This window comes from Blastomonas sp., from assembly GCF_041747255.1.
In the GTDB taxonomy this organism is placed as follows: domain Bacteria; phylum Pseudomonadota; class Alphaproteobacteria; order Sphingomonadales; family Sphingomonadaceae; genus Blastomonas.
Genome location: NZ_JBGTFM010000380.1, coordinates 1 through 10,265, shown reverse-complemented (window position 1 = coordinate 10,265; position 10,265 = coordinate 1). Strand labels below are relative to the sequence as shown.

The window sequence follows — 10,265 nt, the reverse complement described above, 5'->3', positions numbered from 1 at the left end:
GCTCGCCGCGCGCTGCGACATAGAGACCTCGAAATCGCCGCCCAGAATCAACTGCCCGCGCTGCGCGAGCTCGCCGGTGATCGATGCAGTCAAGCTGCCGATGGTGGCGAGCGTCGCCACGCCCAAAAACAGGCAGACGATCAGCAGCCGCAGCCCGCGAAACCGCCCGCTCAGATCACGCCGCGCGATGCGCCAGATCTGCGGCCAGTTCACGCCGCCCTGCCCGCACGGTCCGCCACAATCAGGCCGTCGCGCATCTCGATCACCCGGTCGCAGTGCGTTGCCAGCGCCGGATCGTGGGTGATGATCAGCAGCGTCGATCCGCTTAGCTTCTGCCGCGAAAACAGCAGCTCGATAATCGCATCGCCGGTGGTGCCGTCAAGGTTGCCGGTCGGCTCGTCAGCAAAGATGATATCCGGCCCCGGTGCCATTGCGCGGGCGATTGCCACGCGCTGCTGCTCACCGCCCGAAAGCTGGCTGGGATAATGCGTCAGCCGATGGCCCAGCCCGACCGCCTCAAGCTCGCGCGCCGCCACGCCGAACGGATCGGGCAGCCCGGCCAGTTCCAGCGGAACCGCGACGTTTTCCAGCGCGCTCATCGTTGGCAGCAGGTGAAACGCCTGCAGCACGATGCCAATGCGTCCGCGCCGCGCACGCGCCAGCGCGTCTTCGTCCATCGGGCCGAAATCGAGCCCGGCAACGGTGACATCGCCGCTGCTCGCGCGCTCCAGCCCGGACAGGATCGCCATCAGCGATGATTTGCCCGATCCTGAAGGCCCCAGCAGCGCAACACTCTGCCCCAGCGGGATATCGAGATCGATGCCCTTGAGGATCAGCGTCGGATTGGCTTTATCGCCAAGCGAAAGGGTGACATTGCGCGCGGCAATGGCAATATTGGAGCGCGTCTGCGGGGCGTGCATGGAATGAAAGGGCTTTCGCTTTGAAACGGGATGTCATCCTATATGGGGCGGCTTTGTTGCTTGTCCATTGCACCGGCGGCTGTTCTGCCCCGTCTGACGACGCCAGTGCACCGCCTGTCGAACGGCGTGACGCCCCGTCAACCGCCGGCGCACCCGCTGCCGACACCAGGCTGGTGATGGCCTTTGGCGACAGCCTGTATGCCGGATATGGCGTGCAGCAGGGCGAAAGCTTCCCCGCACAGCTTGAAAAAGCGTTGTCTGACAAGGGGTTGAAGGTCTCGGTGCACAATGCCGGGGTCTCGGGTGACACCACCGCCGCAGGTTTGCAGCGACTGGCATTCGCGCTCGATGGCCTGCCGCGCAAACCCGATCTGGTCATCCTCGGGCTGGGCGGCAATGACATGCTGCGTGGTATCAACCCGGAGCAAACCCGCGCCAATATGGACGCGATGATGGCCGAGCTCGACCGTCGCGACATCGACGTGGTGCTCACCGGCATCGTTGCCGCGCCCAATCTGGGGCAAGATTATGCGCAGGCGTTCAACCCGATCTTCGCGACGCTGGCGCAAAAATACGATGCGCCGCTCTATCCGTTCTTTCTGGACGGCATCATCACCGATTCCACGCTGATGCTGCCCGATGGCGTCCACCCCAATGCCAAAGGCATCGCGCGGGTGGTCACGAAGATGACCGGCATCGTGGCCGAGGAGTTGCGTTAACACTTCGTTATCCCCGCGTCCCGCTGCGGAACAGCGCCCACGCGGCGCTGGCAACTGCGCTGCCAATTGGTTACTATTCCGTAAATGTCACGATGCGTGGCATGCGGAGCGCGATTAATGGCTGGATGGATCATAACACACGGACGCAGGATCATCGGTGGCGGCATTCTGGCCGGGCTGGCGCTACTCGTGACCGCGGTGCTGACAAGCACGCCTGCGACCGAGAACTTGCAGCCGTTGACAGTGGCGGCGTTGCCCGGAGCCCAGCCCGGTACTGGCCCAACCAACACCCCGGAAACCATCGCGCTGACTGCAGACCAGGCCGCAGCCACCAGCCCGCAGCAAATCGGCTATCAGATCAAGAGCGTTCTTACCATCGATGGGCCACTTGGCCATGGCAATTATTACTGGGACGAGAGCAACGCGCCTGCGCAAGGTCCGCTGCTGATCACCGTCGATCTGACCGCGCAGACTCTGTCGGTGTTCCGCGACGGGCATGAGATCGGCGTGGCGGTGATCATGTATGGCACGCCCGAAAAGCCGACCCCGCTGGGTGCCTATCCGATCACCCAGAAGAGCGCAAATCACGTCTCAAACCTCTACAACGTGCCGATGCCCTATATGCTGCGGCTGACCGATGACGGCATCGCGGTGCACGGCAGCGATGTCGAATGGGGCTATGGCACGCGCGGCTGCATTGGCGTGCCGACCGCGTTCGCCAAGATGCTGTTCGAGCAGGTGACGCTCGGCGACATCGTGATCATCACCGATGGCCAGCGCATGAGCATCGGCGATTCGGTCGCCGGAGTGTGATCAATCAGAGTGCTTTACCGGGCGTCCGCGCGGGCGATTTTCAGGTGCCGCCAGCTTCACCCCGCGCCGCGCCAGCCCCTCGCGCAGCAGCACCTCAATCTGGGCGTTGACACTGCGCAGATCATGCGCCGCCGCGCGCTCAAGCGCATCATAAAGCGATGGCTCGATCCGCAGGGCGAAGGGCTTTTTGGGGCTCGCGGGCATGTCGATCAATAAAGCGACCCGGCATTGACCACCGGCTGGGTGTCGCGCTCACCGCACAACACCACCATCAGGTTTGAGACCATCGCCGCCTTGCGCTCATCATCTAGGTTCACGACGTTTTTCTGGCTGAGCAGTTCGAGCGCATGTTCAACCATGGTCACCGCGCCTTCCACCAGCCGCGCACGCGCCGCGATCACCGCCTCGGCCTGCTGGCGGCGCAGCATCGACTGCGCAATCTCGGGCGCATAGGCGAGGTGGGTCAAACGACATTCATCAATCTGAACGCCGGCGGCCGCAACGCGTTCCTGCAGCTGCTTTTCGAGCTCATGGCTGACCTCTTCGGCATCGCCGCGCAAGGTCACCTCATCGACATTGAAATCGTCATACGGATAGCGCGCGCCGATCACCCGGACGGCGCTTTCGATCTGGATGTCGACAAACTCCTGATAGTTTTCAACATCGAACAGCGCCTTGGCGGTATCGTGCACACGCCACACGACATTGGTCGCGATCTCTATGGGGTTGCCGCGCAGATCGTTCACCTTCACCTTTTCAGATGTCACATTGTGCACTCGCGCGGAAATCTTCTTGCGGCTGAGCCATGGCCAACGCCAGCGCAATCCGGTGGTGCGATCGGTGCCCTTGTAGCTGCCGAACAACTGGATCGCGGCGGCCTCATTGGGGTTGAGCATGTAAAAGCCCGGCAACACGAACAGGAATGCCAGCACGCCGACAACGGCGGCTACCAGCCGCGCGCCATCTCCCTGGGCCGTCGCAACGAAAAATGTTGGCACAACGACCGTCGCCAGCAACAGCAGCAAAAACATATAGCCGTTAAAGGTGGTGGCTGGCCGTTCGCTGCTCGCCACCATTGCGTCCCCGCCGCCACCGCTGCTCGAGCTGCCACCGCGCGTTAAAACCCGGTCTGTCATCCGATTGTCCCCCCTGTCTGACGAATCACAAAATATGATATCATATTTATATCATATTGAATCGGTGACAAGGCAAAATGTGATTTTGTGCGAGCAATCACATCACGCGATTCGGATAGCGTTCATCCACGCCATGTTACTCGGCTCATCGATACCAGGAACCGTTTCGCCGATGGTGCGTTTTGGCGAGGTAAGGAACAGACCATGACGATGCAATTTTTGCCCCGTAATTTTGCCCCAGCCGCCACGATGACCACTGGTCGTGCCTTCGCGCGGCGCATCGCCGGCCGCGGCTTTATGCCGCTTTATCAGCAGGGTGAGCCCAATGTGTGCCCCGGTTGTGGCGGGCGCCACTGGCATGTCGGGCGGATGAGCGCTGAATGCGCCACGTGCGCCACAGCGATCCCGCTCGCCGATGTGGCGGCCCAGCCTATGCAGCCACTGTTCCACGTGACCCGCAGCCGGACAGCAGAGGCGGCCTGATCGCGCTGGCGGCTGGCCGACGCGTGATCGTGCGCCCCAAAACCCGGGGGTAGAATTCGCTCTCTTCCCACGCGACGCGCGCACGCAAGGCCTCAACAAGCGGTGTGAACACCTCCACAAAACCTTGGGGTTCCTGGGCGATCCGCTTTGCTGGCCAGGATGCATTGCACTCCATAAGTGAACATCGCCACGACAACAGTTCGTCGAAAAAGCGACGGATCAGCGGCGCGCTATCGACCGCAACCTTGGGGTTGAGTTTCAGGTGTTCCTGCAGCAACTCGACCTCGGCGGCACAATGGGTCGCGACCTGCCGCGACAGTGCCATACGCAGCGCGGGCAATTGGCTGTCTGCATCACTGCTGCTGGTTTCAATACGGGCTTTGACAGTCGTGAGGATGGCTTCAGCGATGGCAACCATCTCGTCGTGTTGGTGCGGGAAAGCTCGGATCGTCATATCGCTCCACTCTTTGACATGTGAGGTTTATATTCCAGGTTCGAAACGAGCAGGTGGGTTCATCTAGCAACCGGACGGTTGCCAAGTTATTAACGTAAGTTAGGAAGAAATCGCGAGGGCTGATCAGGCCTGCAGACCGCCCGAGGCGATCTTAAATCCGCAAACGAATGCCCGATTTTGCTGTACGCGATTAACGCTGGGCCTTGCGCAGCTTGCCGAAATGGGTTTCGAGCAGTGCCTGCATCTTGTCGCTGGCATCGCGGATGGCCGCATCGGCCTGACCGGCGCTGCCCTTGACCATCACCGGCTTGCCGCCTTCAGGGCGAGCTTCAATTGTGCAACTGATATCGTTGCTGCCGCCGCGCGGCCCGTTTTCATCAGCCAAATGGATTTCCACCCGGCTTAACCGGTTGGCGAAGCGGTTGAGCCGCGAAGCGACGATGCTTTCGGCTTCCGCCGCCAGCGTTTCGTCACCCGTAATGCGATTGTCTGTGTTAAATTGGATCTTCATGGATATTCACCGAACCTTTCTGGAGCGTTCAAGGACGGGGCGATGCCCTTCTGCATCCAGCGCACCCATCGGTGGATTGTGATCACTGGGGGCAGCGACACGACTTTCGCCGGGGGTATCGGTCTGGCGACCCAGATATTCCGGATCACCTTCGCTCTCGCCCGCCTGTTTCATGGCAAGCGCCTGTTCTGAAAGGGCCATCTGATCAGGCTGCTGATCGGCTGGCGGTGATGATTTCTGCTTTTTTTCAGTCATATGCGTGAAACGCTCGGGAATTCAAAAGGGTTCCAAATCAACCGCTTATCGCGCAGCTGTCGTTACAGGCTTTGGTGCAGCCGCAGGGTTGCTCACCCGCCAGATGATGCCAGCAACATCATCGCTGACCAGCAGCGCGCCCGTGGTGTCCACCGCCACATCGGTGGGCCGACCGCGCGCCTTGCCATTCTGCAAAAAGCCGGTGAGCACATCGACCGGCAGCCCGCCGGTGACCTTGTCCTGCGCATCGCGCGTCACCGCAGGCTTGCCATCCGCTCCGAACGGCACGAACACCACCTTGTATCCGGCGGCAGGCTTGCGGTTCCAGGACCCGTGCAGCGCCACAAATGCGCCGCTTGCAAACGGACCGCCCAGCGTCGCCTTGCTCGCGAAGGCGAGGCCGAGTGGCGCGACATGGCTGCCCAGCGCATAATCGGGACGGCGGGTGTATTCGCGCAGGTCCTGACGGCGCGGTTCGACGCGGAAATCCTCATAGCCACCCCAGTAGTTCCAAGGCCAACCGAAGTGCGTGCCGACATCGACCTGGGTCAAATAATCGGGCACCAGATCAGAACCCAGCATGTCGCGTTCGTTGACCACGGTCCACAATGTGTCGGATGATGGCTCCCACGCCATGCCAACCGGATTGCGCAGGCCAACGCCGAAGTCGCGCGCTTCTCCGCTCGCGATATCCACCTCGATGATCCGCGCCCGGCCCTTTTCGACCTCAAGCCCTTTTTCCGCAGCGTTGGTGGCAGAGCCGATGCCGACATACAGCTTGCTGCCATCGGCATTGGCGATCAGCGAGCGCGTCCAGTGGTTGTTGGGCTTTGTCGCGGGCAAATCGATGATCTTGCGTCCGGCTGCGGTGATCTTGGTCTGCCCCGGCGTAAACGGATAGGCCATCAGCGCATCGGTGTTGGCAACATAAAGCGTTTCCCCCACCAGCGCCATGCCGTAGGGCGAGTTGAGGTCCTCGATCAGCACCGACTTGGCATCCGACACGCCATCGCCGTTGCTGTCGCGCAGCAGCGCGATTCGGTTGGCCGACGCACCACCGGCCCCGGCGCTGGACATCAAAAAGCGCATAATCATGCCTTCGATGCCCTTGTTCTTGCGCGGCGGGCTGTTGGTTTCGGCCACCAGCACATCGCCGTTGGGCAGCACCAGCATCGATCGCGGATGGTCCAATCCTTGAGCGAAGCGCACAACTTTGAGGCCGTTAGCGGCCACCGGAGCCTCATCAGCCTGCCAGACGTCGACCGATGCGATGTTGATCGTCGGGAATGTTTCCTTGCGTGGCGCGCCGATCACGGGCGATGGGCCGGACACCTCGGCGATCTCAAGCCGGGCGGTATCGCCGCTCAGGAAATACCAGCCTGCGCCGCCGACAATCGCGGTCGTCAGGCCCAGAAAAATAAGGATGTTGCGCGTCTTGTTGGTCATGCCAAGCAAATTAGGGTGCCGCGCGCGCGGGCGCAAGCATCATCGCCTGCAGCCAGCGGCTTTGGATCGTCAGCCGGTGTAATCGGGCAGCGAATGGAACGCAGTTTTCAGCGCCTCGCTCCACTGGTTGGCGATCAGGTTATAATAGGGGTCATCCGCCAGAATGCGGCGGTTGCGCCCCGCAAAACTGCCATGCGCATAAATCTGGAGATCAAGCGGCAGATCGACCGACAGGTTCGCCTTGATCGTCGAATCGAACGACACCATCAGCAGTTTGATTGCATCGTTGAACGACATGTCACGGTCATAGGCACGCACCAGGATAGGGCGACCATATTTGGTTTCACCGATCTGGAAAAACGGCGTGTCATCGCCGGCTTCGATGAAATTGCCTTCGGGGTAGACCATGAACAATTTGGGATCCATGTCCTTGATCTGCCCACCGACGATGATTGATGCGCTAAACGTCGTGGTGGCGTTTGGGCCTGCAGCGGCCTTCATCCGCGCGATCTCTTCGCGCAGCGTTTCGCCGATGATCCGCGCCACCTGAAACATCGTCGGCGCTTCCATGATCGATGGCTTGCGCTCGTGCGGCACCTTGGTGCGCTCTTCCAATACGCTCACCACAGCCTGCGTGGTCGCCAGATTGCCGGCGGTCATCAGCGTGATATAGCGTTCGCCCGGCGTCTCCCAGGTAAACATTTTCTTGAAGACGCTGATGTTGTCGACGCCTGAATTGGTGCGCGTGTCCGACATGAAGATCAGGCCCTTGTCGAGCCGCATACCGACACAATACGTCATTGGTACGGCCTCCCCTTTTGCCCTCATGATTGTGTATAAAGGGTCAAGGGCAAGAAGCGGTCAAGCGCGAATCATCCGCATGTGGCGTGGTCATCGATTTAGGGTGTGGATAACCGTTCACTGCTGCACCTGCAGCGAAACCACCATCGCTTCATTGCCGCCACGGCCAAAGGTGATGCCGCCAATCGGCGCGGCCTCACGATAGTCGAGGCCAGTCGCGACCCGGACATAGCGTTCATCGGGCGAATAACCGTTCGAAATATCAAACCCGACCCAGCCCAGCCCATCGACATGCGCCTCTGCCCAGCCGTGCCCGGCATCCTGTTCCACCCGGTCGTTCATCAGCAGATAACCGCTGACATAGCGCGCCGGATAGCCAAGCATCCGTGCCAGCGTGATGAACAGGTGCGCGTGATCCTGACAGACGCCGTGCCCCGCGTTGAGCGCCTCTTCGGCGGTGGTGGTGGCACCGGTCTGGCCGACCTCGTAGGCCACACCCTCGCGCACAAGTGCTGACAGAGCATGCAAACGTGGTGCATCGCCATCAGCGGCGCCCGGATCATCGAAGCTGCGCAGCAGCTTGCGGATCGCTGGCCCCGGTTTGGTGAACGGTGTCTCGCGATTGAAATACCACAGGGGCGCGCTGCCGCCATGCTGACCGACCAGCCCGGCATGATCGCTCGTCTCGACCTCGCCCTCGCAATGAATGTGGACATCATGCTGATCGGGGTTGAAGCTGAACAGCTCGACATGGTTGTTGTGCTGATCGATATATTCGACCTGCTTGGATCCGCCCTCGACTTCGGTTGTCCAGCGGACCACGCGCTGCCCCGCCGAATCCTTGGGAATCATCCGCAGCCTTTGCAGCGCATAAGGCATCGGGCTGTCATAATGATAAGATGTACGGTGGACGATATGCAGACGCATGCTTGTGGCGAGACCCTTATTGGTTAAAGCGGAATTCCTGTTCGATCTGCGCCGAAATCGCATTGTTGCGTTGGATGAAATCCTGGATGAACTGATGCAGACCGTTGTCGACGATCATGTCGATATTGGCATTTTCAAGATCGTTGCGCAGCTTGACCGCCAGCTCAAGACTTGGCCCGCTGTCACCATATTCGCGCGCTATTGCTTCGAGCGCATTGGCCATGCGCCGCGCACAAAATGCAAGCGAGCGCGGCATCACCTGGTCAAGGATCATGAACTGGGCAATGTTGCGCGGATTGGTTTCACCGGGGTTCAACCAGCGGAACGCGCGATAGGCCGAAACCGAACGCAGGATCGTTTCCCACTGCACATTGTCCAGCGCCGAGCCAACATAAGACAATGAAGGCAACAGCACATAATATTTGACGTCGAGAATACGCGCGGTGCTGTCGGATCGTTCCACGAACGCCCCCAGCTGTGAAAAGAAATAGATGTCGTTGCGCATCATCGTGCCGCTCTGGGTGCCGCGCACCTGCGCGCTCTGCTGGCGGATGAGGCTGAGCACATCGGGCAGGTCGTTGTCCGAAATCTGGGTGCGCAACGCCTCTTTCACCGTCATCCAGCATTCGTTGGTCGCCTCCCACACCTCGCGCGTCAGCGCGGTGCGGACCAGTCGTGCATTGTTGCGCGCGCCTTCGATGACCGAAAGCACGCTCGACGGGTTGGCCTTGTCGCGCAGCAGGAAGTTGATCACGCTGGAGCCATCGACCTTGTCATATTTGGCGCGATACGCCTTGCGTACCCCGGCGGTGGTGAGCACCGACGTCCACTCGTCCTCGGCCGCCTCAGACCGGGTCAGCGCGATGCGAAAGCCCGCGTCGATCAGCCGCGCGACATTCTCGCTGCGCTCAAGATAGCGCTGCATCCAGAACAGCCCGCCTGCGGTCTTGCCCAGCATCAGCGGGCCCCCAACTGTGCAAACACACGCATCATTCGTCGAGCACCCAGCTGTCCTTGGTGCCGCCGCCCTGGCTGGAGTTGACCACCAGCGATCCTTTTTTGAGTGCCACCCGCGTCAGCCCGCCCGGCGTGATGTCGATGCCGTTGGGCGAGACCAGTACGAACGGGCGCAGATCAACGTGGCGCGGGGCGAGCCCCTGCCGGGTCATGATCGGCACCGTGGAGAGCGCCAGCGTGGGCTGCGCGATATAGTTGCCGGGGCGCGCCTTGAGCTTGTCGCGGAAGGCGGCGAGTTCCTTGCGGCTCGCGGCTGGTCCCACCAGCATGCCATAGCCGCCCGATCCGTGCACCTCCTTCACCACCAGCTCGGCCAGATGCTCGAGTACATAGGCGAGCGAATCGCTTTCCGAACAGCGCCATGTCGGCACGTTTTCAAGGATCGCTTTCTCTCCAGTGTAGAACTCGATGATCTCGGGCATGTAGCTGTAAAGCGCCTTGTCGTCGGCGATGCCGGTGCCGGGGGCATTGGCAATCGTGATGCCGCCGGCGCGATAAACATCCATGATGCCAGGCACGCCCAGGCTCGAATCGGGGCGGAAACTCAAGGGATCGAGATAATCGTCGTCGACCCGGCGATAGATCACATCGAGCGCGCGATAGCCCTGGGTCGTGCGCATCGCCACGCGGCCATCGATGACACGCAGGTCGTGCCCCTCGACCAGCTCTGCCCCCATCTGGTCGGCCAGAAAGCTGTGTTCGAAATAGGCACTGTTGTGGATGCCGGGCGTCAGCACTGCGATCTCGGGCGAACCGTTGCAGGCGCGCGGCGCGCTGGCAGCA

15 protein-coding genes are annotated in these 10,265 nt (G+C 61.1%); 2 read left to right on the top strand and 13 right to left on the bottom strand.

The window, feature by feature from the left end; translation table 11 throughout:
* Positions 1–213, bottom strand: a 213-nt coding sequence (locus ACEW8G_RS12940) for a hypothetical protein (RefSeq protein ID WP_373488823.1), incomplete at its 3' end; no start/stop codon positions are given.
* Positions 210–920, bottom strand: coding sequence for an ABC transporter ATP-binding protein (locus tag ACEW8G_RS12935; protein ID WP_373488822.1), 711 nt, complete (start codon positions 918–920; stop codon positions 210–212). The genes ACEW8G_RS12935 and ACEW8G_RS12940, both read right to left, overlap by 4 nt.
* A gap of 20 nt (positions 921–940) precedes the next feature.
* On the opposite strand from ACEW8G_RS12935, the gene ACEW8G_RS12930 reads away from it, so the two are divergent.
* Together ACEW8G_RS12930 and ACEW8G_RS12925 are read left to right on the top strand one after the other, a co-directional pair.
* Complete coding sequence (locus ACEW8G_RS12930; protein WP_373488821.1) at positions 941–1,639, top strand: arylesterase; 699 nt, start codon at positions 941–943, stop codon at positions 1,637–1,639.
* A 117-nt stretch (positions 1,640–1,756) separates the two neighbouring features.
* Positions 1,757–2,452, top strand: coding sequence for a L,D-transpeptidase family protein (locus ACEW8G_RS12925; protein WP_373488820.1), 696 nt, complete (start codon positions 1,757–1,759; stop codon positions 2,450–2,452).
* On the opposite strand, the gene ACEW8G_RS12920 is transcribed toward ACEW8G_RS12925, so the two are convergent.
* From ACEW8G_RS12920 to ACEW8G_RS12870, 11 genes are all read right to left on the bottom strand, one after another.
* A complete protein-coding gene (locus ACEW8G_RS12920) occupies positions 2,453–2,656 on the bottom strand; it encodes a toxin-antitoxin system HicB family antitoxin (RefSeq protein ID WP_373488824.1) in 204 nt (67 codons plus the stop codon). It lies immediately after the preceding gene.
* Positions 2,657–2,661: 5 nt separating this feature from the next.
* Positions 2,662–3,588, bottom strand: a complete 927-nt coding sequence (locus ACEW8G_RS12915; RefSeq protein WP_373488819.1) for an SPFH domain-containing protein — start codon at positions 3,586–3,588, stop codon at positions 2,662–2,664.
* Positions 3,589–3,690: 102 nt separating this feature from the next.
* Entirely contained in the window at positions 3,691–4,038 is a 348-nt protein-coding gene (locus ACEW8G_RS12910; protein WP_373488818.1) for a hypothetical protein, read from the bottom strand.
* Positions 4,019–4,525: a hypothetical protein gene (locus ACEW8G_RS12905; protein WP_373488817.1), complete on the bottom strand. Its 507-nt coding sequence runs from the start codon at positions 4,523–4,525 to the stop codon at positions 4,019–4,021. Before ACEW8G_RS12905 ends, ACEW8G_RS12910 begins: the two co-directional genes overlap by 20 nt.
* A gap of 190 nt (positions 4,526–4,715) precedes the next feature.
* Complete coding sequence (locus ACEW8G_RS12900; protein WP_373488816.1) at positions 4,716–5,036, bottom strand: HPF/RaiA family ribosome-associated protein; 321 nt, start codon at positions 5,034–5,036, stop codon at positions 4,716–4,718.
* A 6-nt stretch (positions 5,037–5,042) separates the two neighbouring features.
* Positions 5,043–5,237 carry a hypothetical protein gene (locus ACEW8G_RS12895; RefSeq protein WP_373488815.1) on the bottom strand — a complete coding sequence of 65 codons (195 nt, stop codon included), beginning with the start codon at positions 5,235–5,237 and terminating at the stop codon, positions 5,043–5,045.
* 99 nt (positions 5,238–5,336) lie between these two features.
* Positions 5,337–6,737: a sorbosone dehydrogenase family protein gene (locus tag ACEW8G_RS12890; protein WP_373488814.1), complete on the bottom strand. Its 1,401-nt coding sequence runs from the start codon at positions 6,735–6,737 to the stop codon at positions 5,337–5,339.
* Between the two features lie 69 nt (positions 6,738–6,806).
* Positions 6,807–7,538: a peptidase gene (locus tag ACEW8G_RS12885; RefSeq protein ID WP_373488813.1), complete on the bottom strand. Its 732-nt coding sequence runs from the start codon at positions 7,536–7,538 to the stop codon at positions 6,807–6,809.
* Between the two features lie 117 nt (positions 7,539–7,655).
* Entirely contained in the window at positions 7,656–8,465 is an 810-nt protein-coding gene (locus ACEW8G_RS12880; protein ID WP_373488812.1) for a transglutaminase domain-containing protein, read from the bottom strand.
* A 16-nt stretch (positions 8,466–8,481) separates the two neighbouring features.
* A complete protein-coding gene (locus tag ACEW8G_RS12875; RefSeq protein WP_373488811.1) occupies positions 8,482–9,423 on the bottom strand; it encodes an alpha-E domain-containing protein in 942 nt (313 codons plus the stop codon).
* 31 nt (positions 9,424–9,454) lie between these two features.
* A partial coding sequence (locus ACEW8G_RS12870) for a circularly permuted type 2 ATP-grasp protein (protein ID WP_373488810.1) occupies positions 9,455–10,265 on the bottom strand: 811 nt, incomplete at its 5' end.

Bases quoted from the DNA above. Each gene is read 5' to 3' on its own strand.
- ACEW8G_RS12935 (WP_373488822.1), bottom strand. From the start codon at position 920: ATGCACGCCCCGCAGACGCGCTCCAATATTGCCATTGCCGCGCGCAAT.
- ACEW8G_RS12925 (WP_373488820.1), top strand. From the start codon at position 1,757: ATGGCTGGATGGATCATAACACACGGACGCAGGATCATCGGTGGCGGC.
- ACEW8G_RS12920 (WP_373488824.1), bottom strand. From the start codon at position 2,656: ATGCCCGCGAGCCCCAAAAAGCCCTTCGCCCTGCGGATCGAGCCATCG.
- ACEW8G_RS12915 (WP_373488819.1), bottom strand. From the start codon at position 3,588: ATGACAGACCGGGTTTTAACGCGCGGTGGCAGCTCGAGCAGCGGTGGC.
- ACEW8G_RS12905 (WP_373488817.1), bottom strand. From the start codon at position 4,525: ATGACGATCCGAGCTTTCCCGCACCAACACGACGAGATGGTTGCCATC.
- ACEW8G_RS12900 (WP_373488816.1), bottom strand. From the start codon at position 5,036: ATGAAGATCCAATTTAACACAGACAATCGCATTACGGGTGACGAAACG.
- ACEW8G_RS12895 (WP_373488815.1), bottom strand. From the start codon at position 5,237: ATGGCCCTTTCAGAACAGGCGCTTGCCATGAAACAGGCGGGCGAGAGC.
- ACEW8G_RS12890 (WP_373488814.1), bottom strand. From the start codon at position 6,737: ATGACCAACAAGACGCGCAACATCCTTATTTTTCTGGGCCTGACGACC.
- ACEW8G_RS12885 (WP_373488813.1), bottom strand. From the start codon at position 7,538: ATGACGTATTGTGTCGGTATGCGGCTCGACAAGGGCCTGATCTTCATG.
- ACEW8G_RS12880 (WP_373488812.1), bottom strand. From the start codon at position 8,465: ATGCGTCTGCATATCGTCCACCGTACATCTTATCATTATGACAGCCCG.
- ACEW8G_RS12875 (WP_373488811.1), bottom strand. From the start codon at position 9,423: ATGCTGGGCAAGACCGCAGGCGGGCTGTTCTGGATGCAGCGCTATCTT.